Source organism: Primorskyibacter flagellatus (assembly GCF_014638275.1).
In the GTDB taxonomy this organism is placed as follows: domain Bacteria; phylum Pseudomonadota; class Alphaproteobacteria; order Rhodobacterales; family Rhodobacteraceae; genus Pseudooceanicola; species Pseudooceanicola flagellatus_A.
In genome coordinates this window covers 2,269,255-2,290,365 of the sequence record NZ_BMFJ01000001.1, presented here as the reverse complement: position 1 = coordinate 2,290,365, position 21,111 = coordinate 2,269,255, and the positions used below count along the sequence as shown (strand labels likewise).

Annotated in this window: 25 protein-coding genes; 15 read left to right on the top strand and 10 right to left on the bottom strand. The window is 67.1% G+C overall.

Going from position 1 to position 21,111, the window contains the following annotated elements; genetic code table 11:
* Positions 1–7: 7 nt before the first annotated feature.
* From IEV87_RS11370 to IEV87_RS11360, 3 genes are all read left to right on the top strand, one after another.
* Positions 8–409 (top strand): DUF2177 family protein, encoded by a 402-nt coding sequence (locus IEV87_RS11370; RefSeq protein ID WP_188477790.1) that lies wholly within the window; start codon positions 8–10, stop codon positions 407–409.
* A 103-nt stretch (positions 410–512) separates the two neighbouring features.
* Positions 513–803 carry a hypothetical protein gene (locus IEV87_RS11365; protein ID WP_229737538.1) on the top strand — a complete coding sequence of 97 codons (291 nt, stop codon included), beginning with the start codon at positions 513–515 and terminating at the stop codon, positions 801–803.
* A gap of 133 nt (positions 804–936) precedes the next feature.
* Positions 937–1,221, top strand: a complete 285-nt coding sequence (locus IEV87_RS11360; protein WP_229737537.1) for a hypothetical protein — start codon at positions 937–939, stop codon at positions 1,219–1,221.
* Between the two features lie 57 nt (positions 1,222–1,278).
* Here IEV87_RS11360 and IEV87_RS11355 read toward each other — a convergent pair whose 3' ends face one another.
* Positions 1,279–1,485 (bottom strand): cold-shock protein, encoded by a 207-nt coding sequence (locus tag IEV87_RS11355; protein ID WP_093446579.1) that lies wholly within the window; start codon positions 1,483–1,485, stop codon positions 1,279–1,281.
* A gap of 202 nt (positions 1,486–1,687) precedes the next feature.
* On the opposite strand from IEV87_RS11355, the gene IEV87_RS11350 reads away from it, so the two are divergent.
* Together IEV87_RS11350 and IEV87_RS11345 are read left to right on the top strand one after the other, a co-directional pair.
* Positions 1,688–2,002: an arsenate reductase family protein gene (locus IEV87_RS11350; protein WP_188477789.1), complete on the top strand. Its 315-nt coding sequence runs from the start codon at positions 1,688–1,690 to the stop codon at positions 2,000–2,002.
* Between the two features lie 3 nt (positions 2,003–2,005).
* Positions 2,006–2,374, top strand: a complete 369-nt coding sequence (locus IEV87_RS11345) for a hypothetical protein (RefSeq protein WP_188477788.1) — start codon at positions 2,006–2,008, stop codon at positions 2,372–2,374.
* Here IEV87_RS11345 and IEV87_RS11340 read toward each other — a convergent pair.
* The 4 genes from IEV87_RS11340 to IEV87_RS11325 all read right to left on the bottom strand — a co-directional run bounded on the left by IEV87_RS11340 (position 2,325) and on the right by IEV87_RS11325 (position 4,945).
* Positions 2,325–2,888 (bottom strand): DoxX family protein, encoded by a 564-nt coding sequence (locus IEV87_RS11340; protein ID WP_188477787.1) that lies wholly within the window; start codon positions 2,886–2,888, stop codon positions 2,325–2,327. The two genes, IEV87_RS11345 and IEV87_RS11340, sit on opposite strands and share 50 nt — an antisense overlap.
* Position 2,889: 1 nt before the next feature.
* Positions 2,890–3,627, bottom strand: coding sequence for an HvfC/BufC N-terminal domain-containing protein (locus tag IEV87_RS11335; RefSeq protein WP_188477786.1), 738 nt, complete (start codon positions 3,625–3,627; stop codon positions 2,890–2,892).
* A complete protein-coding gene (gene bufB, locus IEV87_RS11330) occupies positions 3,624–4,478 on the bottom strand; it encodes an MNIO family bufferin maturase (RefSeq protein ID WP_188477785.1) in 855 nt (284 codons plus the stop codon). The genes IEV87_RS11335 and bufB overlap by 4 nt, the downstream gene beginning before the upstream one ends.
* A 140-nt stretch (positions 4,479–4,618) precedes the next feature.
* The gene (locus IEV87_RS11325) at positions 4,619–4,945 is read right to left on the bottom strand and encodes a BufA1 family periplasmic bufferin-type metallophore (protein ID WP_188477784.1); all 327 of its coding nucleotides are present in this window, start codon (positions 4,943–4,945) and stop codon (positions 4,619–4,621) included.
* 184 nt (positions 4,946–5,129) lie between these two features.
* On the opposite strand from IEV87_RS11325, the gene IEV87_RS11320 reads away from it, so the two are divergent.
* Both IEV87_RS11320 and IEV87_RS11315 read left to right on the top strand, forming a co-directional pair.
* Positions 5,130–5,678: a sigma-70 family RNA polymerase sigma factor gene (locus tag IEV87_RS11320; RefSeq protein ID WP_188477783.1), complete on the top strand. Its 549-nt coding sequence runs from the start codon at positions 5,130–5,132 to the stop codon at positions 5,676–5,678.
* Between the two features lie 54 nt (positions 5,679–5,732).
* Entirely contained in the window at positions 5,733–6,374 is a 642-nt protein-coding gene (locus IEV87_RS11315; protein ID WP_188477782.1) for an NrsF family protein, read from the top strand.
* Positions 6,375–6,384: 10 nt separating this feature from the next.
* Here IEV87_RS11315 and IEV87_RS11310 read toward each other — a convergent pair whose 3' ends face one another.
* Entirely contained in the window at positions 6,385–7,002 is a 618-nt protein-coding gene (locus tag IEV87_RS11310; RefSeq protein WP_188477781.1) for a TetR/AcrR family transcriptional regulator, read from the bottom strand.
* 84 nt (positions 7,003–7,086) lie between these two features.
* Here IEV87_RS11310 and IEV87_RS11305 point away from each other — a divergent pair, with 84 nt between their 5' ends.
* Positions 7,087–7,959: an oxidoreductase gene (locus IEV87_RS11305; protein ID WP_188477780.1), complete on the top strand. Its 873-nt coding sequence runs from the start codon at positions 7,087–7,089 to the stop codon at positions 7,957–7,959.
* A gap of 74 nt (positions 7,960–8,033) precedes the next feature.
* On the opposite strand, the gene thrS is transcribed toward IEV87_RS11305, so the two are convergent.
* Positions 8,034–9,980: a threonine--tRNA ligase gene (gene thrS, locus IEV87_RS11300; protein WP_188477779.1), complete on the bottom strand. Its 1,947-nt coding sequence runs from the start codon at positions 9,978–9,980 to the stop codon at positions 8,034–8,036.
* A 123-nt stretch (positions 9,981–10,103) separates the two neighbouring features.
* Between thrS and IEV87_RS11295 the strand changes: the two genes are divergently transcribed.
* From IEV87_RS11295 to IEV87_RS11285, 3 genes are all read left to right on the top strand, one after another.
* Positions 10,104–11,372, top strand: a complete 1,269-nt coding sequence (locus IEV87_RS11295; protein ID WP_188477778.1) for an MFS transporter — start codon at positions 10,104–10,106, stop codon at positions 11,370–11,372.
* 59 nt (positions 11,373–11,431) lie between these two features.
* Positions 11,432–12,190 carry an alpha/beta fold hydrolase gene (locus IEV87_RS11290; protein WP_188477777.1) on the top strand — a complete coding sequence of 253 codons (759 nt, stop codon included), beginning with the start codon at positions 11,432–11,434 and terminating at the stop codon, positions 12,188–12,190.
* Between the two features lie 70 nt (positions 12,191–12,260).
* Positions 12,261–12,968 carry an alpha/beta fold hydrolase gene (locus IEV87_RS11285; RefSeq protein ID WP_188477776.1) on the top strand — a complete coding sequence of 236 codons (708 nt, stop codon included), beginning with the start codon at positions 12,261–12,263 and terminating at the stop codon, positions 12,966–12,968.
* A gap of 100 nt (positions 12,969–13,068) precedes the next feature.
* Here the strand turns inward: IEV87_RS11285 and IEV87_RS11280 are convergent, their stop codons facing one another.
* The 3 genes from IEV87_RS11280 to fsa all read right to left on the bottom strand — a co-directional run bounded on the left by IEV87_RS11280 (position 13,069) and on the right by fsa (position 15,653).
* A complete protein-coding gene (locus tag IEV87_RS11280; RefSeq protein ID WP_188477775.1) occupies positions 13,069–14,001 on the bottom strand; it encodes a tyrosine recombinase XerC in 933 nt (310 codons plus the stop codon).
* The gene (locus IEV87_RS11275; RefSeq protein WP_188477774.1) at positions 14,001–14,708 is read right to left on the bottom strand and encodes a DUF484 family protein; all 708 of its coding nucleotides are present in this window, start codon (positions 14,706–14,708) and stop codon (positions 14,001–14,003) included. The genes IEV87_RS11280 and IEV87_RS11275 overlap by 1 nt, the downstream gene beginning before the upstream one ends.
* Positions 14,709–14,999: 291 nt before the next feature.
* Positions 15,000–15,653, bottom strand: coding sequence for a fructose-6-phosphate aldolase (fsa, locus tag IEV87_RS11270; protein ID WP_188477773.1), 654 nt, complete (start codon positions 15,651–15,653; stop codon positions 15,000–15,002).
* Positions 15,654–15,825: 172 nt separating this feature from the next.
* On the opposite strand from fsa, the gene IEV87_RS11265 reads away from it, so the two are divergent.
* The 4 genes from IEV87_RS11265 to IEV87_RS11250 all read left to right on the top strand — a co-directional run bounded on the left by IEV87_RS11265 (position 15,826) and on the right by IEV87_RS11250 (position 21,044).
* On the top strand, positions 15,826–16,476 hold the full coding sequence (locus tag IEV87_RS11265; protein ID WP_188477772.1) for a hypothetical protein: 651 nt from the start codon (positions 15,826–15,828) through the stop codon (positions 16,474–16,476).
* 77 nt (positions 16,477–16,553) lie between these two features.
* Positions 16,554–18,746, top strand: a complete 2,193-nt coding sequence (locus tag IEV87_RS11260; protein ID WP_188477771.1) for a primosomal protein N' — start codon at positions 16,554–16,556, stop codon at positions 18,744–18,746.
* 131 nt (positions 18,747–18,877) lie between these two features.
* Positions 18,878–20,110: an MFS transporter gene (locus IEV87_RS11255; RefSeq protein WP_188477770.1), complete on the top strand. Its 1,233-nt coding sequence runs from the start codon at positions 18,878–18,880 to the stop codon at positions 20,108–20,110.
* 61 nt (positions 20,111–20,171) lie between these two features.
* Positions 20,172–21,044, top strand: coding sequence for a 50S ribosomal protein L11 methyltransferase (locus IEV87_RS11250; protein WP_188477769.1), 873 nt, complete (start codon positions 20,172–20,174; stop codon positions 21,042–21,044).
* Positions 21,045–21,111 lie beyond the last annotated feature (67 nt).

Sequence of the window (21,111 nt, the reverse complement as noted above, 5' to 3'; positions counted from 1 at the left end):
GCCCGCCATGCAGACCCTCACCCTTTATCTCTCCACTGCCGTGATCTTCCTCGGCCTCGATGCGATCATGCTGAAAAACGTCATGCGTCCGTTGTTCGAAACGCGGATCGCGCCGCTCCTGCTCGATGACCTGCGGCTTGGCCCCGCCGCCGTGTTCTACCTGTTCTACGTGGCTGGCGTGGTGTGGTTCGTCTCCGTCCCCGCGCTGCGCGACAACGCGCCGTGGCAGGCCCTTGCGAATGGCGCGCTGATCGGAGCCATGGCCTACGGGACCTACGAATTCACCAACTATGCCACGCTGAAGGATTGGGCGCCGAGGATGGTTGCGGCAGACCTTGCCTGGGGAACGGTGCTGACCGGGACCGCGGCGCTGCTTGGCGTGCTCATCACCCGCGCGCTGTTCCGGTGAGGGGCACGCTATATCTTGTGCATTCTCCTTTTGCGTTTCGCTCTCAGGGTGTTAAGCTGATGGCGATGACGCCAGAAGGCTGATGTTTCACGAGGGCAGACCGATGAAGAAACTGATGATGTTTGCAGGCCTCGGTCTGCTGTCCATGGCCGCTCCGGCCGCCGCGGATGCCAAGCTGTTCCCCTATCCGGCGGCGAACTACTGCCCCTCGGGTCTTCAGCCGATCCAGATGGGCGGCGTGATCTGCTGCGGCGTACCGAACCAGGCGGGCACCTATTCCGACTACATGCGTCACCCGGTTGCGCAGCGCAAACGCTACTACAAGCCCGCGCCGCGCGTGGTCTATGACTCCAAGTCGCCGGGCTACTGGGACTCCAAGTCGCCCAGCAATTGAACGGACGACAACCAATGATTGCAAAGGCGTGCCACCGGCGCGCCTTTTTTATTTGGCCCCGGCGAAATTAACTCGCCATTCGTCATCAAACTGTTACACTTTGGATCAAACAACAAGAACAGGCGCCAGCCCCGTGATCCGACCTCTCCTGATCCTGCTATGCCTTGCCGGCCCCGCCGCGGCCAATCCGATTGCGGACGTGATCTGCGAACCGACCGCGCGCATGAAGGACAAGCTGACCCGCCAGCTGCACAGCGAACGGCAGAGCATGGGGCTGCGCGGTCCCGAGCAGGTGGTGGAGGTCTGGACGGACAAAAGGGGCGACTGGGCGATGGTCATCACCTACGCCAGCGGGCAAAGCTGCATCGTCGCCATGGGCGAAGCCTGGATGGAAACCGCATCCAAGGATCCGGCCTGAAGCGGCCGGGCCAGAAACCGGGCCCGGAAACCTTGTAACGATCGAACGGAACTCAGGTCAGAGGAGTTTGAGGTCGCTGGCCATCTGGCGACCGTCGCGCCCGTCCTGCAACTCGTAACCGACCTTCTGATTGTCGGCGAGCCCGGTCAGACCCGATCTCTCCACGGCGGAAATATGAACAAAAACGTCCTTGCCGCCTTCTTCCGGCTCGATAAAGCCGTAGCCTTTCGTCGTATTGAACCACTTAACGGTGCCAACCGGCATGCCGCGTCTCCTTCTGTCGTCGCCCCGCGGAATTGCGGGGTATTCCTGCGACCGGATGCGGAAAACTCCGCCAGAGGGCAGCTCCGGTCGCCCGTGCCATAAGGTAGGAGAATGGAGACCCGATGTAAAAAGCAAGCAAAACCGGGGTGAATGTTGGCGATTTGTTACCTATGTCAGCCGGACTGCCTAAGGAAGGAAAGCCATGCAGCTCTACGGCCTGAAAAATTGTGATACCTGCCGGGCCGCGCGCAAGGCGCTGCCGGAGGCGGAATTCGTTGACGTAAGGGAATCGCCGCTCGACCGGTCGATCCTGGAATCCGCGCTGGAGCGGTTCGGGGATGCGCTTGTGAACCGCAGTTCCACGACCTGGCGCGGCCTGTCCGAAGACGCCCGCGCCCGCCCGCCCCTGGACCTTCTGGCCGATCACCCGACGCTGATGAAGCGGCCGCTGATCGTGGAGGGCGACCGGATGCTGCTTGGCTGGACCGCCGCCACCCGCGCGGACCTCGGGGTCTGAGCGATGCGCAACGCCGCCCTCATCCTCGGTCTCGTCGGCGGGCTCATGGGCCTGCTGATCGGTGTCTTCAGCTACGGCTACACCGCCGCCATCGAACAGTTCGGTGAAGTCGAGGGCCTGTTCGAACAGGTTCGCGACGTCGAGGCGATCCGCATCGCCTCTGTCCTGTCGCCCATGCTGGCGATTGCCGGGGCGGGCATGGTGAAGGCGCGTGCGCTCTGGGGCGGGCTGCTGCTTCTGATCTCGGTCTTCGGGATGTACACCGGCTTCGGGCTTGGCTTCTTCACCATCTGGCCGATGGCCTTCTGCGGCGTCGCGGCCCTTATGGCGCTGGCTGCGGGGCGACCGGACGAACCGAAGGCGCATTTCTGAAGATCAGCCGGTCTGCGGAGAGCCATCCGCCGCCCAGTACCACCGGCACCGCCAGCAGGAAGACCCAGAGCGCCCGCTGGTCGAGGATCAGCGAATCCGGCACCCGGTCGAACCACGCGCCGAGCGTTTCCGGATGCCCGATCGCCCCGTGTCCGAACAGGTCGGTCAGGGTCTGCACAGCGACGAAGCCGATCATCCCGAATGCCGTGAGCCGTGTCAGCACCCCGGCGACGACAAGCGCGGGCAGGATGAACTCTGCCCACATGCCGCCTGTCACCACGGCCCAGTGAAACACGCCGAGCTTCGACAGGTCGTAGCCCGCCGCCTCCATCGCCTTCGGGAAGATCTGCGCATAGGCCCCGAGGGAGGGGCTGAACAGCCCGAACGCCCCGCTTCCCATCTTGGTGAGCGCGGAGGACCAGAAGTAGGGCAGCAGCACCGCCGCGAAGGTCAGGCGCGCCAGCAGGGGCAGCGCGGGCGACAGGCGGGCGAGCGGGGTGGTCGGGTCGGTCATGTCAGCTCTCCGGTGCGGTCAGGGCGTGGCTCTGCATCAGCAGGGTCAGCAGGCGGGTCGGGTCATAGTCATCCCCTGCCGAGGCGGCGGCTTCGGCAAGGGTGGCGCCCCGGCGCAGGCTTTCGACAAAGGGCAGGTCCCCGCGGGTCATCAGATGAGGTTCGGGATCGTAGACGGGACGCAGAATCAGCACGTCTTCGGCCCCGGGCTGCGCCTGCGGGGCGGCGGGGTCGAGCGCGCGGCGCCGGATCGACAGCACAGGCCAGTCCGACAGCAGCACCCGCACCGACGGCACCAGCCCGAAGCGGGTGTCGCCCAAAGCTTCGGGCGGGATCGCGGCCAGGTCTTCCGGCGACAGCGGCGTGCCATCTGCGGCGTGGTAGCTTTGCCGCAGCGCGCATTCGAGCCGCGCGACATCGCCGATCCAGCGCATCTTCGACAGCTGCGGGGCGGCGTCCATGAACTCCGGCAGCGCCTCTCCGAACCGTGCCATCACCGGGGAGGCCGGCGGATGCGCGCGCAGGAACGCCCCGGCCATGGCGCGGAACATCTCGTCCCCGAGGAGGGCGTGACAGGCGGGAAATCCGTCGATCAACGCCTCTGTCAGTCCGACGGCGACATTGTTGCGATAGACCGAAAAGCGCCGCCCGGCGGGGCGCCCCGCACCATCGGTCAGCGTAACCGGCATGTCGGACGACGGGTCCAGCAACGCGCTGCGAAAGAGGCCCTGCGTGGTCATGCCGCCGCCCGTTCGCCCGCGCGCACCAGTGCGTCGCGCGCCCGTCCGGCTTCGGCGGCCAGTGTGGGCCAGTCGGGCACGTCATTGTCCCATTCGATCAGCAGCGGGGCGGGGCCGGTGCGCGCCAGAACGTCGTCAAGCAGCGCCCAGACCGGATCGGCCACCTCGCGCCCGTGGCTGTCGATCAGCAGCGGCGCGCCATGGTCGTCCTCTTCCTCGTCATATCCGCCGAGGTGGATCTCGCCGACCCGGTCCATCGGAAAGGCGGCCACGTAATCGCGCGCCGACAGCCCGAGGTTGGTGGCCGAGACGAAGACGTTATTCACGTCCAGCAAAAGGCCACACCCGGTCCGCGCGGCGATGTCGCGCAGGAAGTCGGTCTCCGACATCTCGCTTTCCGCAAAGGCGAGGTAGGAGGAGGGGTTCTCCAGCAGCATCCGCCGCCCCAGAACCTCCTGTACCTCGTCGATGTGATCGGCGACGCGGGTCAGCGTGGCGGCGGTATAGGGCAGGGGAAGGAGATCGTTCAGAAAGGCACCATCGTGGGTCGACCAGGCGAGGTGTTCGGAAAAGCTCGCCGGGTTCAGCCAGTCGCAGAGGTGTTTCAGCCGGGCGAGGTGGTCCGGATCGAGACGACCCTCGCCGCCAATCGACAGGCCGACACCGTGCACGGAAACTGGGAAACGTTCTGAGAGATGGCGAAGCTGAGCTATCGGACGGCCGCCGTCGCCCATGTAGTTCTCCGCGTGGATCTCGAGCCACCGGACGGGGCCGGGATCGGACATGATCTCCGCGTAGTGCCGGGGCTTGTAGCCGACGCCGGCACCGGCGGGAAGGAAAGCATGGGTCATGGCGGGGTCCTCGTCTGGCGGGGTGGCAAGGCGAGAGGATTCCCCGCCTTGCCCATCTGTCATGTCACCGCAGCGCGGGCTTCAACCCGCCGCCCCGGCGAACCGGACGGGCGGACCGATGCCCGCCCGTCCGACAGACCTCAGCCCTGCGGCAGGTCACGCTCCAGCGCCATCAGGCCGCCCATCTTGCCTTCGGGCAGCATGACCTTGGTGCCGTCGGCCAGAACCGGCTCTGCGGTTTCGCAGGTGCCCTCCTTGACCAGCGTCCAGGCGTTGCCCTGGTAATCGACCTTGGAGGTCCCGGCGCAGGTCGTGCCCGCCCCGGCGGCGCAGTCGTTCTTGCCGGCCATCGACACGCCGTAGCACTTCACCGCTTCCTGAGCGGAGGCGGTGGTGGCGGACACCATGGCGGTTGCGGAAACGGCGGCTGCAAATGCGGTGGCGTAGACGGCCTTGTTCGATTTCATATCTTCTCTCCGTTGTGCGCCGCCCCTCGGGCAGCGATGTGACTGGCGCCTTGATTGGCGTCCATGCTCCTCCATTCGCGGTGTCCGGCGGGATCGTTACATCGCTCACGAACGAGTGAAGAAATTGCCATCGATTCCCGGATCGCTGTAACGTTTGCCGGTCGGGGAGCGAATGGAGAGGGGAATGCCGGATCGCAACCAGCACTGGAGCGATCTTCTGCGCCGGGCGAACCGGGGCGACGGCGCGGCCTATGCCGCGTTCCTCGCCGAGGTCGCGCCCGTCGTCCGCACCATCTGCCGCCAGCGCTCAGGCGGGGCGGAGGATGTGGAGGACATCGTGCAGGAGGTCCTGCTTGCGGTTCACGCCAAACGCCATACATGGCGCGAGGCCGACCCGGTCACGCCCTGGCTTTATGCCATCGCGCGCTACAAGACGGCGGATGCCGGGCGCAGGCGGCGCGGACAGGGCGGGCAGGTGCCGATCGAGACGGTGGCCGAGGTGCTGCCAGAAGAGACCGGAGACACGACGGCGGCGCGCGATCTGGCGCAGCTGCTCGGACGGATCGACACGCATTCCGCGGGAATCGTGCGCTCCGTCGGGATCGAGGGGCAGAGCGCCGGAGAAGTCGGCGCCCGCCTTGGCATGACGGAGGGGGCGGTGCGGGTGGCCTATCACCGCGCACTGGTGAAACTGAAGGATTTGGCCGGGGCGGAGGCGGACCGGGCCGATTAGGCCGGGTCCCGATCAGGCCGCCCCGAAACGGAAGACAGAGACGATACCGAAGAGATGAAGACCGACGATCTGATAACCCTGCTGGCCAGCGACCCGGCCCCAGCCCCCGCCGCCCCCCTTGGCCTGCGCGCCGGGATCGGTCTGCTGGCGGGCCTTGCCGTGACGCTTGTCCTGTTCTTCTGGCTGCTTGGACCGCGCTACGCCCTGTTCTCGGCGGAAAGCGATCCTGTGGTGGCGGCGAAGACCGTACTCCCGCTGGTGCTGGGGCTGTTGGCCGTGGTGCTGACGCTGCGCTCCGTCCGCCCCGGAGCATCGCTTGGCCGGACCCGCCGCGCGATCTGGCTGGTCCCGGCGGCGGGTGCGGCCCTGTTTTTCTGGGCCTTCGTCACGACACCGGAACAGGCGCGGCTGCGCGACTTCCTCGGCCATTCCATCCCGGTTTGCCTGCCCTTCATCGTCGTCCTGTCGGTTCCGCTCTACGCCGGGTTCCTCGCCGCCCTCCGCTCCGGCGCGGCGACCCGTCCGGCCCTGAGCGGCGCGCTGGCGGGACTGGCGGCCGCGGGCATCGCGACGACGGTCTATTCGACGTTCTGCAACGAGGATTCGCCGCTGTTCTACGCGACGTGGTATTCGGCGGGGATCCTGATCGCGACCGGGTTGGGGGCCCTTGTCGGGGCGCGGCTGCTCAGGTGGTGAGCCGGCGGCGTCAACCGGTCGGCGCGGCTCTCAGGTAGGACGAGGCGACGCGGATCAGTTCCGCCTCCAGATGCGCCTCGAGCCGGGCGGGCGTCTGGTCCTTCAGGACAGAGGTGATCGGCCCGAACAAGGCATTCAGCAGGACGGAGGCCACAACCTCCGGCTGCCGCACCCTCCGGTCCGGCGCGGTCTTGAGCAGGCACGCCACGTCGGCGATCATCCGGTCATGCGCCGCCCGCACCAGCATCGGCCCGCCGCGTTCCCCCGCCACCGAGTACAGGGCGCGCGACTCCTCCCGATCCGCCAGCTTCGCGGACAGCAGGGCCCGCACCAGCGTCCCCGCCATCTCGCCGATCGGACAGCCGCGTGCTGCGATGCAGGCCCCGGCCACGGCATCCGCGACCCTTGTCAGATGCTCCTCCAGCACCGCCGACAGCAGCGCGTCGCGGTTCGGATAATACTGGTACAGGCTGCCGACCGACGCCCCGGCCCGCTCTGCCACGCGCGTCGTCGTGCAGCGGGCGAGACCCTCGCGCACCAGAACCTGAATCGCCGCCGTGTGCAGCGCCTCCACCGTGGCGGCGGAGCGTCGCTGAACCGGGGCTTTCCGGGGGTTTAGGTCGGTCATCTCGGGGACCATGGAATGCGAATTCAGAATGTGAAGGTTGCTTCATATATCTGTCGCACACGGCTGGCACGAAAGGAACAGCTCATGAAACCCGCAGAGACATCCGGCACCTTCCGCCTTGGCGACCGCAGTGTGACGCGTATGGGATATGGCGCCATGCAGCTGTCCGGTCCCCGTGCCTTCGGTCCGCCGAAGGACCCCGCATCCGCCAAGGCTGTGCTGCGCGCCGCGCTGGACGCAGGGATCACCCATATCGACACCAGCGATTTTTACGGCCCGCACCAGACCAACTGTCTGATCCGCGAGGCGCTGCACCCCTATCCCGACGACCTGACGCTGGTCACCAAGATCGGCGCACGGCGCGACGCCGCAGGCGGCTGGCTGCGCGCTGACAGCCCCAAGGAGCTGCGGCAGGCGGTCCACGACAACTTGACGAACCTCGGGCTCGAGGCGCTGGACGTGGTAAACCTGCGCGTCATGGCCTCGGCCATGAGCACCGCAGAAGGATCGGTCGCGGAACAGGTCTTGGCCCTCGCCGACCTGCAGCGCGAGGGTCTGGTCCGCCACATCGGCATCTCCAACGCCACACCCGCACAGGTGGCCGAGGCGCGGAGCATGGTGGACATCGTCTGCGTACAGAACCTCTACAACATTGCCAGCCGGGCGGAGGATGCGCTTGTCGATGCGCTCGCACGAGATGGCATCGCCTTCGTGCCCTACTTCCCGCTCGGAGGTTTCGCCCCGCTGCAGTCCACCCGCCTGTCCGAGATCGCCGCGCGTGTCGGCGCATCGTCCCGGCAGGTGGCGCTGGCCTGGCTGCTGCGGCGGTCTCCGAACATCCTGCTGATCCCCGGCACATCTTCGGTCACGCATCTGCACGATATTATCGCTGCGGCCGGGGTCGCGCTGGACGATGTGGCGATGCGCGACCTCGACGGAATCGCCGTCGCTGCCTGAGAGGCGGGGCGCCCTGAAGCCGCTCATGCAAATGCAAAGGGGGCCTTCGTGGCCCCCTTTCCGGTGCGATGCCGCTACCGCTGATCCGGTGCCGCCGCTTCACCCCGAAGCCGCGTGACGATCTCGTCCAGACCGGCGCCGAAGGTCTGCTTCTCGCCCAGTTTCCTCACGGAGACCGTGCGCTCTTCGACCTCCTTCATCCCGCAGGCAAGGATATAGGGCACCTTGCCGACCGAATGCTCGCGGATCTTGTAGTTGATCTTCTCGTTCCGCAGGTCGGCCTCGGCCCGGATACCGGCGGCCTTCAGCGCGTCCACCACTTCAAGGCAGTAGGCGTCCGCGTCCGACACGATGGAGGCCACGACGACCTGCCGCGGCGCCAGCCACAGCGGCAGCTTGCCTTCCGAGTTCTCGATCAGGATCCCGATGAACCGCTCGAACGAGCCGAGCACGGCGCGGTGCAGCATCACGGGCCGGTGCTTTTCACCGTCCGCGCCGACATATTCCGCATCCAGCCGTTCGGGCAGGTTCGGGTCGACCTGGAAGGTGCCGCACTGCCATTCCCGGCCGATCGCATCGGTCAGGGTGAATTCCAGCTTCGGACCATAGAAGGCACCTTCGCCCTCCAGCAGCTCATAGTCATAGCCGGCCGCCTTGCAGGCATTGCCGAGCGCCGCCTCGACCCGGTCCCAGCTTTCCTCGCTGCCGACACGTTTCTCGGGGCGGGTGGACAGCTTGATCGTCCAGTCGTGGAAGCCGAGGTCATCGTAGATCTCGGCGAGAAAGGCGATGAACCGCGCGCATTCCGACTCGATCTGATCGTCCGTTGCGAAGATATGCCCGTCGTCCTGCGTGAAGCCCCGCACCCGCATGATCCCGTGCAGCGCGCCCGAGGGTTCATACCGGTTGCACGACCCGAATTCGGCCATGCGCAGCGGCAGGTCGCGGTAGGACTTCATGCCGTGGTTGAAGACCTGAACGTGACAGGGGCAGTTCATCGGCTTGAGCGCGTTGATCGTCTTTTCCCGCGCGTGATCCTCGTCCACTTCGACGATGAACATGTTTTCCTGATAGTTCTCCCAGTGGCCCGAGGCCTCCCAGAGCTTGCGGTTCACCACCTGCGGCGTGTTGACCTCCACGTAGCCGCCCTTGCGCTGCTTGCGGCGCATGTAGTCCTGAAGCGTCGTGTAGATCGTCCAGCCGTTCGGGTGCCAGAAGACCTGCCCGGGAGCCTCCTCCTGCATGTGGAACAGGTTCATTTCGCGGCCCAGCTTGCGGTGATCGCGCTTTGCGGCCTCCTCCAGCATGGTCATGTGCGCCTTGAGCGCGTCGCGATTCTTGAACGCCACGCCGTAGATCCGCTGGAGCATCGGGCGGGAGGAATCCCCAAGCCAGTAGGCCCCGGCGACGTGGGTCAGCTTGAACGCATCCGCCGGAACCTGACCCGTCGATTGCAGATGCGGCCCCCGGCAGAGGTCCTGCCAGTCGCCGTGCCAGTACATCCGGATCGGTTCGTCGCCCGGAATGCGATCCAACAGCTCGACCTTGTAGGGTTCGCCCGTATCCTCGTAGTGCTTGCGGGCGCGGGCGCGGTCCCACACTTCGGTCTTCACTGCGTCGCGGGCGTTGATGATCTCCTTCATCTTCGCCTCGATCTGGCCGAGGTCCTCGGGCGTAAAGGGCTCTGCCCGGTCGAAGTCGTAGAACCACCCGTAGTCGCGGACCGGCCCGATGGTGACTTTCACGTCCGGCCAGATCTCCTGCACCGCCCGCGCCATGATGTGCGCAAGGTCGTGACGGATCAGTTCCAGCGCCTGCGCGTCGTCCTGCAGCGTGTGGATCGCGATGGAGGCATTGCCCTCGATCGGCCACTGGAGGTCGTAATGCGCGCCGTTGACGGTCGCGCTGATCGCCTTCTTGCCGAGAGAGGTCGAAATATCCGACGCCACCTGCGCCGGAGTGATCCCGGCAGGGACCTCGCGCGTATTGCCATCGGGGAAGGTGAGGGTGATCTGGGACATGAGAGTCCTCCTCGTCGGTTTGGCGCCCACGGAACGCCCGGTTGCGGGTATGTCGGTCCGCCCTAAGTGAATCGCTGCTCCGGACAAGTCAAGCCGGGAGGCGTGATGAAAACGGAGAGAGACATGACCGCCACAGACGACACCGGCCCCGGCAGCCTGTTCTCCCGCATCACCGGAGCGGAGGACACATCCGACCCGCAGGAGGCCCGGAACGGCCTTCGCTTCGTCGGCTCCTTCAGCCTGACTAAGGTTGCCGACGGGCTGATCGACCCCAAGCTCGTTCTCAGCTGGCTGATTACCGCCCTCGGCGCGCCCGGCGCGCTGGCCGCCGCGCTGGTGCCGATCCGGGAAGCCGGGGCGCTGTTGCCGCAGGTGATCTTTGCCGGGCTGACGGACCGGATGCGTCAGCGCAAATGGATCTGGGTTGCCGGGTCGGCGGGGCAGGGGATTTCCGCCCTCGGAATCGCGGCGGCGGGTCTTCTGCTGGAAGGAATGGCTGCGGGGCTGGCCATCTGCGGCCTGCTCGCCCTGCTGGCGGTGTCCCGCGCCGCCTGTTCGGTTTCGACAAAGGACGTTCTGGGGCGCACGGTGGAAAAGACCCGGCGCGGGGCGGTGACGGGGCTGGCCGGATCGGTCGCCTCCGCCGGGGTGGTGATCTTCGCGCTTCTGCTTGTCTCGGGCCTGTTGCAGGACCGCGCGCCGGTGCTGATCGCCATCGCCCTTGCCGGTCTGCTCTGGCTCACCGCCGCCGCGCTGTTCTCCCGGCTCGAGGAGCCGGAGGCGGAACCTGATCCCGATGCAACCTTCCCGCCGGTCATCACGGTCCTGCGCCGGGACGCCACGCTGCGCCGATTCATCCTCGTGCGCGGCCTGCTCGTTTCCACAGCGCTCGCCCCGCCCTGGATCGTCGTCCTGACCGGAGAAGGCGAAACCGTGCTTTCCCAGCTCGGCGCGCTTGTGCTGGCCTCCGCACTGGCCTCCTTCCTCAGCTCCTTTGTCTGGGGGCGGTTGTCCGACCGCTCCTCCCGCATCGTGCTGGCGCTGACCGGGGCGATCGCGGCAACTTCGCTGGCGGCGATGTTGGGGCTGGCCGCACTGGGCCTCGCCACAACCGCCTGGGCCGGTCCGGCGGTGCTTTTCGTGCTGATGCTGGCGTACCACGGGGTCCGGCAGGGGCGGTCCACCTACCTCGTGGACATGTCGCCGGTAGACGACCGCGCCACCTATGCCGCCGTGGCGAACCTCTCCATCGGGCTGATCCTTCTGGCGGTCGGCGCTTTCGGTGGAACCCTCGGCACCGTCGCGCCGGAATGGGCGGTGGCGGGCTTTGCGGCGATGGCGGCGGCGGGCGGCGCGCTTGCCCTGACCCTGCGGGAGGTCGAGAAGACCTGACATTGCACCGCGCCCCCGCCCGTGGCACACCCGTCCCGCGCGACGACAGGGAGAGCGACATGACCGACCCCGCATACCTCAGCACGCCGCAGGGCCGCCGCATCGCCTACCGGCGCACCGAAGGCGACGGGCCGGGGGTGATCTTCCTCGGCGGGTTCAAGTCGGACATGAAGGGGACCAAGGCCGTCGCGCTAGAGGACTGGGCGAAACGCGAGGGCCGGGCCTTCCTGCGCTTCGACTATTCCGGTCACGGCGAAAGCGACGGAGAATTCACCGCCGGCTGCATCGGCGACTGGGCCGAGGACGCGGAGGCCGCGATAGAGGCGCTGACCAAGGGCCCGCAGATCCTCGTCGGGTCTTCAATGGGCGGCTGGATCTCGCTCCTGATGACCCGCCGCATCCCCGACCGCATCGCCGGGCTTGTCACCATCGCCGCCGCCCCCGACTTCACGGAGGACAGCATGTGGGCCGGCTTCGACGAGGCGCAGCGCACCGCGCTCGAGATGGTCGAACAGGTCGCGCTGCCCTCGGAATACGGCGAGCCCTACATCATCACGAAGAAACTGATCGAGGACGGCCGCAACCACCTGCTGCTGCGCGCGCCCGTCCCGCTGCCCTTTCCGACCCGTTTCCTCATGGGCACCGCCGACGCCGACGTCGACCTGTCGGTCGCGCACCGTCTGATGGACCGGGCGACCGGCCCCGACATCCGCCTGACGCTGGTGAAGGGGGCCGACCACCGCTTTTCCACACCCGAATGCCTGACGCTGATCGAGGATATGGTCATGCAGGTTTCCGCCGCAATTGCAGAAAGATAACGCCCGCGGGGCTTGACCTGCTGCCCAGATATGCGACGATTCCCACAAAAAGGGGCAGAGCAGGCCTTCCATGTCGGTTCCGATCGTATTCCTTCCGGGATACCTCAGCGATCAGAGACTTTTTCTCGCGCAGGCCTTTGCCCTGTCCCGCGATCACATCGTCATCCACGCCCCCCTGATCGGCGAACGGTGCGAGGAAATGGCTTCCGCCCTGCTGCCCAACTTGCCGCCGCGCTTCGTGCTGGTCGGCGCGTCGCTTGGCGGGACCGTGGCGCTCGACATCCTGCGGAAGGCGCCGGAGCGGGTGAAGCGGCTCTGCCTGATCTCCACCGATGTCTTTCCCGACCCGCCGCAGGTCTCCGCCGACCGGGAGCCGCTGCTGATCCGGGCCCGCGCCGGGCGTCTTGAGGAAGCCATCCGCGCCACCCTCCCGTCCGAGACTCTGGCACCGGGACCGGCCCGCGCCGGGGTGGTGGAGTATTATACCGAGATGGCGATGGAAAGGGGCCTGTCCGGCTTTCAGACCCACACCCGCGCGCTGCAACGGCGCAAGGATCACCAGTCAACGCTTTACCGCGCGACCTGCCCGGTGCAGATCATCGCCGGCCGCCACGACACCCTGGTCACGCCAAAACGGCAGGCCTTCATGGCGGAACTCGCACCGCTGTCGAGCTACGCCTGTCTCGACAGCTGCGGCCACCTGCCGACGCTGGAGGACCCGCTGGCGGTTTCAGACGTTCTGGCGGACTGGCTGGAGACAGTCCCCGCGGCGGCGTGAAGTACCTGCGCCGCGGTCATCCCCGGGCATGATCCAAGGACTTCATGCCGGGGAGCCTCCCCGGTCAAGCCGGTGGATGACGCCACGCGAGGGCCGCCCGTTACCGTGCCTTCGCCCGCGGATGGCTCGCCTCGTACACCTCCATCAGCCGCGCCGTGTCCACCGCCGTATAGACCTGCGTGGTCGACAGTGAGGCATGGCCAAGCAGATCCTGGATAGACCGCAGGTCCCCGCCCGCGCTCAGCAGATGGGTCGCGAAGGAATGGCGCATCGCATGCGGCGTGGCAGAGGACGGCAGGCCAAGCGCCATGCGTGCCTGCGCCATGGCCTTCTGCACAGTCCGGGCCGACAGGGCCCCGCCGCGCACCGCACGGAACAGGGGCACACCGGGCGTCACCACGTGGGGCTGGATGGCCACGTAGGCTTCAACCGCGCGCCGGGCCGGGGCGATCAGCGGCACGACCCGCTCCTTCCCGCCCTTGCCGGTGATGCGCAGGCTCTCGCCAAGCGGCAGGTCGTCCACCGTCAGCGACAGCGCCTCCGAAATCCGCAGCCCGCAGCCGTAGAGCAGGGTGATGACCGCCGCATCCCGCGCCGCCACCCAGGGCGGCCCGTCGGCGGTGCCGACCGCGTCGATGACGGATTTCGCCGCATCGACCGCCAGCGGCCGCGGGAGGGAGCGCTGGTATTTCGGTGAGCGCGCCGACAGCACCGGCGTCACCTCAAGCCCGTCGCGCTGCGCGAGCCAGCGGTAGAAGGTCTTCACCGCCGACAGCTTGCGCGCCAGCGAACGCGCGCCCAGCCCGTCGCCGCGTTCCCGCGCCATCCAGGCCCGCATGTCCGATGTCGTCACCCGGCCAAGCGCCGCGATCCCCTGCGGTCCGCCGTGATGCCCGGCCATGAAGGACAGATAATCGGCAAGGTCCCGCCGGTAGGCATCCAGCGTCGCCGGGGACGCCCCGCGCAGCGACTTCAGCCCCGAGAGCCATTCCTCCAGGGCATCGCGCGCCGCTTCGGAAATGGCCAGGCTCATCAGTCCAGCCAGCGCCGCATCTGCCGTTCGAACACCCCGGCGAAGAAGCCAAGCAGGTCGGTTCCGTGCTGCGGCGTGAACTGATGCGGATCCTCCGCGCCCATGACCAGCATCCCCGGCAGCCGCCCGGGGCCGAAGTTGAGCCGCAGGCAGGCCTCCGAGCGCACGTAATCCGCCGCCTCGCCATAGATCGTGCGATTGCCCGCCTGCACCTGCCGCAGCGTGACCTGCCGCGGCGGCGCCCCGCGCCCGCCGTCGGCATAGTCGTTGCAGAAGCCGGGCCGTACCACGCGCAGCACGCCGCCAAGCCGGTTCACCGCCGGGTCGTCGCCGGTCTGCACGGTTTCAAGGACAAGGTGCATGTGATCCACGCCAAGCGTGTCCGCGACCTCTCCGGCGAGGTCGCGCAGGAAGGCTTCGAAATCCATCGGGTCCAGCATCCGCAGCACCGCGCGATGCACCTGGTTGGTCCCGGCGAGGTTCTCGTAGGCCGCGGCGATCACCGACCGGTGCGTGTCCTCCAGCCGGTCCAGCCGCGCCTCCAGCCGTTCCATCGCGATCCCGCGCAGGTCCACGACATTGCTGCCGATGGCGCGGTCGTTGGCCGCGATCAGCGCGTGCATCAGGTCGCGGTCGTCGAGAATCGCCGCAGGCTCGGCGAGGATCTTCTCGCGCAGGGTGGCGTCAATGTTCGGGGAACTGGTCATCACTGCCTCGGTTCGTTTTTTGCCGAGCATAGCAGAGGCGGCGGCGATGTGGGGATCAAATGCTGTTCAGGATGAAAATCTCTGCCGGGTGAGTCCTGAGGGGAACAGGGCTTTTGGTAGCACTTCGTGGATGCGCGTCATCGTCGGACCCGCTCCGAGGTTCTCCCGTCACCCCGCGCCACCCCCGCGGGCCGTCATCCTCCGGCTTGACGGGAGGATACCGCGTCCGGAGATCCTCGGATCACGTCCGAGGATGACCCTGCGCGGTGAGGATGGTTCCTTCGCTCGGCCTTACAGAATCGAAATCTTCGCCGCCTTGATGTCCGCCAGGAAAGCATCCAGCCCCTTGTCGGTCAGCGGATGGCTGACCATCGACTTGATGACCGCCGGAGGTGCGGTGATGACGTCCGCCCCGATCTTCGCGCAGTCGGAGATGTGGTTCACCGTCCTGATCGAGGCCGCGAGTATCTCCGTCTCGTACCCGTAGTTATCGTAGATCGTGCGGATGTCGGCGATCAGATCCAGCCCGTCGAGGTTGATGTCATCCAGCCGCCCGATGAACGGAGATATGAACGTCGCCCCCGCCTTGGCCGCCAGCAGCGCCTGGTTGGCCGAAAAGCAGAGCGTCACGTTCACCATGTTGCCCTCTTCCGTCAGCACCTTGCAGGCCTTCAGCCCGTCCCAGGTCAGCGGGACCTTCACGGCGATGTTGCCGGCGATCTTGGCCAGCTTGCGCCCCTCGGCGATCATCGTGTCCGCGTCGGTTGCGGTGACTTCGGCAGAGACCGGGCCCTCGACGAGGTCGCAGATCTCTTTCGTGACCTCAAGAATATCGCGGCCGGACTTCTTGATGAGCGAGGGGTTGGTGGTCACCCCGTCGACCATGCCGAGGTCGTTGAGTTCGGCAATCGCGGGAACGTCTGCGGTATCGACGAAGAACTTCATGATCGGCCCTTTCGGTCTGGAGCGGTTCGCGGACTGTTAGCGCATGACGGTCGGAGCCGAAAGGTCGAAACGGCGCAGCCCGATGCGGCGGGGCACGCGGGACTCGGTAAAACAGTTGACCTGTGGTAAGCTTCACGAAGGGGCATCGCCCCGGTTTTCAGGAGGATTTTGTATGAAGAAATTGGCAACCACCCTTGCGACCATGGCCTTCTGCGCCGTCACCGCGACCTCTGCCGCCGCCGCCACCTACGAATACGTTGGTCTCGCCTTCGACACGATCGTGGATTCGGCTGCCGTGCCCGGAACCTACACCACGTCGGACAAGATCAGCGGCAGCTTTACGACCGCCGCGCTGCTCCCGGAATATGTAACGTCCACGGACATCACGGGGTTGCTGACCGGCTTCAGCTTCACCGATGGTCGCAACACCTACACGATGGGCGTGGACGAGATCGTGCGTTTCGAGGTCATCACGGACGCGTCCGGCAATATCGCAGACTGGACGATCGAATTGCAGAATATCGCCGTGCCGAACTCCCTCAACCCGTTTTTTCCTGACAACAATTTCAAGCGCCTGATCACGCGCTCCGGTTTCTTTGCGGGTGAGGTTGGAACGCCGAAATGGGATCAGGGAATCGAGTTGGCCTGCACGGAGCCGACCGGCTGTGTCGGCTTCAATTTCGCTAACTGGGACGAAGGGCGCCGGACCGGTGCCAATGGGTCCTGGGCCGTCGATCCGACGCCCGCCGTGCCGCTGCCCGCGGGCCTGCCGATCCTCGCTTCCGCGCTGCTCGGCCTCGGCTTGCTTCGGCGGAGACGCTGAGCACCCGCTCCCTCGGTCCGCTTGTCCCCCGGGTCCCGGTTGCCTAGAACAGGGCAGCGCGCAGGACCGGGGGGCAGGTGGAGCCGGATTTCTACGATACGGATGACCTCGTTGCCGTCCTGACGACGCAGCCACTGGACCGGCTGCTCGACTACCGCGCGCCGGAGGGCGGCTGCGCGCAGGGGGCTTTCGTTCAGGTTCCGCTTGGTCCGCGGCAGGTGCTCGGCGTGATCTGGGGGCCGGGACAGGGCAACTTCGATCCCGCGAAGATCCGTCCCGTGACCCGCGTGCTGGACGCCGCCCCGATGCGGGACGAAATGCGCGAATTCCTGATCCGCGCCGGCGACTACACGCTGACCCCCATGACGCAGATGCTGCGGCTCGCCACCCGCGCGCCGGGCCTGTCCGACCCGCCCTCGATGCAGAAGGTCTATCGCCTTGGCGACACCGATCCCGACCGCATGACCGACGCCCGTCGCCGCGTGCTGAACGTGCTGAACGACTACGGCGGCCTCTCCTTCACCCTGAAGGAACTGAGCGACATGGCCGGCGCCACCTCCTCCGTCGTCAAGGGCATGGTCAAGCAGGGCGCGGTTCGGGAAGAACAGGCCCCCCGCGACACCCCCTATCCGCCGATGGACACGGACCGCCGTGGCAACGCCCTGACCGATGGTCAGGCCGAGGCCGCCGGGCGCATCGCCGAGGGCGTCCGCAGGGGCGGATACGGCACGACTCTGCTGCGCGGTGTCACCGGGTCCGGCAAGACGGAAGTTTACCTTGAAGCCATCGCCGCCTGCATCGCCGCCGGGCGTCAGGCGCTGGTGCTGCTGCCAGAAATCGCGCTCTCCGAACAGTTCCTTGCCCGCGTCGAACAGCGCTTTGGCGCGAAGCCTGTCGAATGGCATTCCGGCGTGACGATGACCGAACGCCGCCGGGCGTGGAAGATGGTGGGGCAGGGGGCGGCACAGCTGGTGGTCGGCGCGCGATCCGCCCTGTTCCTGCCCTTCCGCGACCTTGGCCTGATCGTCGTGGATGAGGAACACGACACCTCCTACAAGCAGGAGGACGGGGTGCTTTACAACGCGCGTGACATGTCGGTACTGCGCGCCTCCATCGCCGGGGCGCGGGTGGTGCTGGCCTCCGCCACGCCCTCGCTCGAAACCTGGGCCAATGCCGATGCGGGCAAATACGACCGTGTCGACCTCGACGCGCGTTTCGGTGCCGCCGTCCTTCCGGAGATGCGCGCCATCGACATGCGGGCCGAGGACCTGAGCCCCGGTCGCTGGATCTCCCCCTCCCTCGCCCGCGCCGTCACCGCGCGGATGGAAAAGGGCGAACAGTCGCTGCTGTTCCTGAACCGGCGCGGCTATGCCCCGGTCACCGTCTGCCGGGCCTGCGGGGAGCAGATCGGCTGCGACCATTGCGACGCACGCATGGTCGAACACCGCTTTCTCAAGCGGCTCGTCTGCCACCAGTGCGGTGAGACCAAGCCGCTGCCCGAAGCCTGCCCCTCCTGCAAGGTCGAGGGCAAGCTCGCCGCCGTCGGCCCCGGCGTCGAGCGACTGGCGGAGGAGGTCGCGGTGGCCTTCCCCGAGGCCAGGGCGGCTGTGCTGTCGTCGGACCTCTTCACCTCTGCCCGCGCGCTGAAGCAGGCGATTGCCGACATTGCCGAAGGCGACATCGACATCGTCATCGGCACGCAGCTGGTGGCCAAGGGGCACAACTTCCCCCGGCTCACGCTGGTCGGTGTGATCGACGCCGACCTCGGGCTGCAGGGCTCGGACCTGCGGGCTGCCGAGCGCACCTTCCAGCTGATGCGCCAGGTTGCGGGTCGGGCCGGGCGGGCCGAGACCCCGGGCGAGGCGCTGCTCCAGACGCACCAGCCCGACCACCCGGTGATCCGCGCCATCCTGACCGGAGACGAGGAGGCCTTCTGGTCAGCCGAGGCCGAGGCCCGCCGCCTGGCAGGCATGCCCCCCTACGGCCGCCTCGCCGCGGTGATCCTGTCGGCCACGGACGAGGCCGCGGCCTTCCGCGCCGGACAGGACCTCGCCCGCCGCACCGCGCCGCTGGCTGCGATCTCCGCGCAGGTCTTCGGGCCCGCCCCCGCACCGATCGCGCGGGTCCGGGGCCGCCACCGGGTGCGCATGCTGGTCAAGGCCGACAAGGGCGTCGCACTGCAGGCGGCCATGGCGAAATGGGTCGGCCAGCTGCGCCCCGACCGCGACCTGCGCGTCGCGGTCGACATCGACCCGCAATCGTTCTTCTGACGGCCTGCGTATAGCGAGGGGGGCGTTGCCCCCCGCCTGCGGCTCCCCCCAGGATATTTGCAAAACCAAAGAGGCCGGTGTGCGTGCGCGAGTACTCGCCAAGCCCGGAAAATGGGCGTAAGGCAAAATACATGACTCGCGCAATCAAACTCGAAGATGCCGGCAACCTGCCGCTCTGGCGCAGGCCCCGGACCCTGCTGTTCCTCATGGCCGCCGCCATGCCGATCGCCTTCGCGACCTGGTCGGCGCTGCTGAACAACTTCGTCATCGAGGTCGCCCAGTTCGACGGGCAGGACATCGGCTGGCTGCATACGGTGCGCGAGATCCCCGGATTTCTCGCCATCGGGGTCATCGCCATCATCATCTTCGTGCGCGAACAGGTGCTTGGCCTTGTTTCACTGGCGCTGCTCGGCGTGGCGACGGCGATCACCGCCTGGTTTCCGTCGCTTGGCGGGATCCTGACGATCACCATGCTCAGCTCCATCGGCTTCCACTATTACGAGACGGTGAACCAGTCGCTGCAGCTGCAGTGGTTGACGCGGGCCGAGGCGCCGAAGGTTCTGGGCAAGCTGCTGGCCACCGGGTCGGCGGCGACGCTGGTGTCCTACGGGTTGATCATGCTGCTCTGGGATCCGCTCGGGCTGACCTACAACATCGTTTACCTGATCTCCGGCGGGGTCACGGCGGCCATCGCCATATTCGCCATGATCGCCTATCCGCAGTTCGAGGCGCCCAATCCGCAGGTCAAGAAGATGATCCTGCGCCGCCGCTACTGGCTGTATTACCTGCTGCAGTTCATGGCGGGCGCGCGGCGGCAGATCTTCGTCGTCTTCGCCGGTTTCATGATGGTCGAACGCTTCGGTTTCGACGTGCACGAGGTCACGGGCCTGTTTCTCATCAACCTCGTCGCGAACATGCTGATCGCCCCCCAGATGGGCCGCGCCGTGGCCTATTTCGGCGAGGCGAGGGTGCTGCGGTTCGAATACGTCGGGCTGGTCATCGTCTTCCTGCTGTATGGCGGCATCTACTACTTTGCCTGGGGCGTGGCCCTGGCGGCGGCGCTCTATGTCATCGACAACCTGCTGTTCGGACTGGCGCTGGCGCTGAAGACCTACTTCCAGAAGATCGCCGATCCCGGTGACATCGCGCCGACCGCCGCCGTCGCCTTCACGATCAACCATATCGCCGCGGTCTTCCTGCCCGCCGCGCTCGGCGCGCTCTGGCTGCTGTCGCCCGGCGCGGTGTTCTTTCTGGCGGCCGGTCTTGCCGCCTGTTCCTTCCTGCTGGCGCTGCTGATCCCGCGGCACCCGCAGCCCGGACACGAGACGATCTTCACCCCCGCGCTGCCCGCCCCGGCAGAGTGAGCGGCGCTTGACGCCGCGCGGCGTCCCGACTAGGCGCGGGGACGACCAGAGAGGATCCGACATGCCCACCTTCACCGCCTACACCACCCTTACCGGCAAACAGGCGGCCGAGGCGCTTGGCGAGGGGATGGAGACCCTGACTCCCGAACCCTACGGGGTCGGCGTGTTCGAGATCGAGGACGACTCCGGTCTCTGGGAGGTCGGCGGCTATTTCACGGAGAAGCCGGACGAAGCCGGGCTGGCCCTGCTGGCGACGATCAACGGGGCGAAGCCCTTCGTCGTCTCCGAACTGCCGGAAACCGACTGGGTCGCCAAGGTGAAGCGCGAACTCGCCCCCGTGCGCGCCGGGCGTTTCTACCTTTACGGCAGCCACGACGCCGATACCGTGCCCGACGACTGCGTCCCCCTGCTGATCGAGGCCGCAATGGCCTTCGGCACCGGCCACCATGACACCACGCAGGGATGCCTTCGCGCGCTGGACCGGCTGGTCACCCGGGGCGTCAGCACCGACCGCGTCGCGGACATCGGCTGCGGCACCGCCGTGCTGGCCATGGCCGCCGCGAAGGTCTGGCCCGGCACGCCCGTTGCGTCGGACATCGACCCGGTGGCGGTGGAGGTGTCGGAGGCCAACCTTGCCGCAAACGACATGGCCGGCCGCGTGACCTGCCTCGAGGCGACCGGCTTCGACCATCCAGAAATCGCCGCGCAGGCGCCCTATGGTCTGATCTTCGCCAATATCCTGAAGGGACCGCTGATCGACCTTGCGCCCGACCTCGCGCGGCACCTCGCACCCGGAGGCCACGCGATCCTGTCCGGCCTGCTGAACGAGCAGGCTGCGGAGGTCGCCGCCGCCTATGCCGCCGCCGGAGTCGCGCAGGTCGAGGCCGAGCAGATCGGCGACTGGACCACACTGCTTCTGCAACGCCCGCTCTGACCCGCTTCGGTCAAATTCTGGCCGCAATCCTTACCTAACCTGCCTGTCAGAGAAAAATCCGCAGGAG

Excerpts from the sequence above, each read along its gene's own strand:
- IEV87_RS11370 (WP_188477790.1), top strand. The coding sequence starts at position 8 with ATGCAGACCCTCACCCTTTATCTCTCCACTGCCGTGATCTTCCTCGGC.
- IEV87_RS11365 (WP_229737538.1), top strand. The coding sequence starts at position 513 with ATGAAGAAACTGATGATGTTTGCAGGCCTCGGTCTGCTGTCCATGGCC.
- IEV87_RS11355 (WP_093446579.1), bottom strand. The coding sequence starts at position 1,485 with ATGCCGGTTGGCACCGTTAAGTGGTTCAATACGACGAAAGGCTACGGC.
- IEV87_RS11350 (WP_188477789.1), top strand. The coding sequence starts at position 1,688 with ATGCAGCTCTACGGCCTGAAAAATTGTGATACCTGCCGGGCCGCGCGC.
- IEV87_RS11345 (WP_188477788.1), top strand. The coding sequence starts at position 2,006 with ATGCGCAACGCCGCCCTCATCCTCGGTCTCGTCGGCGGGCTCATGGGC.
- IEV87_RS11340 (WP_188477787.1), bottom strand. The coding sequence starts at position 2,888 with ATGACCGACCCGACCACCCCGCTCGCCCGCCTGTCGCCCGCGCTGCCC.
- IEV87_RS11335 (WP_188477786.1), bottom strand. The coding sequence starts at position 3,627 with ATGACCACGCAGGGCCTCTTTCGCAGCGCGTTGCTGGACCCGTCGTCC.
- bufB (WP_188477785.1), bottom strand. The coding sequence starts at position 4,478 with ATGACCCATGCTTTCCTTCCCGCCGGTGCCGGCGTCGGCTACAAGCCC.
- IEV87_RS11325 (WP_188477784.1), bottom strand. The coding sequence starts at position 4,945 with ATGAAATCGAACAAGGCCGTCTACGCCACCGCATTTGCAGCCGCCGTT.
- IEV87_RS11320 (WP_188477783.1), top strand. The coding sequence starts at position 5,130 with ATGCCGGATCGCAACCAGCACTGGAGCGATCTTCTGCGCCGGGCGAAC.
- IEV87_RS11315 (WP_188477782.1), top strand. The coding sequence starts at position 5,733 with ATGAAGACCGACGATCTGATAACCCTGCTGGCCAGCGACCCGGCCCCA.
- IEV87_RS11310 (WP_188477781.1), bottom strand. The coding sequence starts at position 7,002 with ATGACCGACCTAAACCCCCGGAAAGCCCCGGTTCAGCGACGCTCCGCC.
- IEV87_RS11305 (WP_188477780.1), top strand. The coding sequence starts at position 7,087 with ATGAAACCCGCAGAGACATCCGGCACCTTCCGCCTTGGCGACCGCAGT.
- thrS (WP_188477779.1), bottom strand. The coding sequence starts at position 9,980 with ATGTCCCAGATCACCCTCACCTTCCCCGATGGCAATACGCGCGAGGTC.
- IEV87_RS11295 (WP_188477778.1), top strand. The coding sequence starts at position 10,104 with ATGACCGCCACAGACGACACCGGCCCCGGCAGCCTGTTCTCCCGCATC.
- IEV87_RS11290 (WP_188477777.1), top strand. The coding sequence starts at position 11,432 with ATGACCGACCCCGCATACCTCAGCACGCCGCAGGGCCGCCGCATCGCC.
- IEV87_RS11285 (WP_188477776.1), top strand. The coding sequence starts at position 12,261 with ATGTCGGTTCCGATCGTATTCCTTCCGGGATACCTCAGCGATCAGAGA.
- IEV87_RS11280 (WP_188477775.1), bottom strand. The coding sequence starts at position 14,001 with ATGAGCCTGGCCATTTCCGAAGCGGCGCGCGATGCCCTGGAGGAATGG.
- IEV87_RS11275 (WP_188477774.1), bottom strand. The coding sequence starts at position 14,708 with ATGACCAGTTCCCCGAACATTGACGCCACCCTGCGCGAGAAGATCCTC.
- fsa (WP_188477773.1), bottom strand. The coding sequence starts at position 15,653 with ATGAAGTTCTTCGTCGATACCGCAGACGTTCCCGCGATTGCCGAACTC.
- IEV87_RS11265 (WP_188477772.1), top strand. The coding sequence starts at position 15,826 with ATGAAGAAATTGGCAACCACCCTTGCGACCATGGCCTTCTGCGCCGTC.
- IEV87_RS11255 (WP_188477770.1), top strand. The coding sequence starts at position 18,878 with ATGACTCGCGCAATCAAACTCGAAGATGCCGGCAACCTGCCGCTCTGG.
- IEV87_RS11250 (WP_188477769.1), top strand. The coding sequence starts at position 20,172 with ATGCCCACCTTCACCGCCTACACCACCCTTACCGGCAAACAGGCGGCC.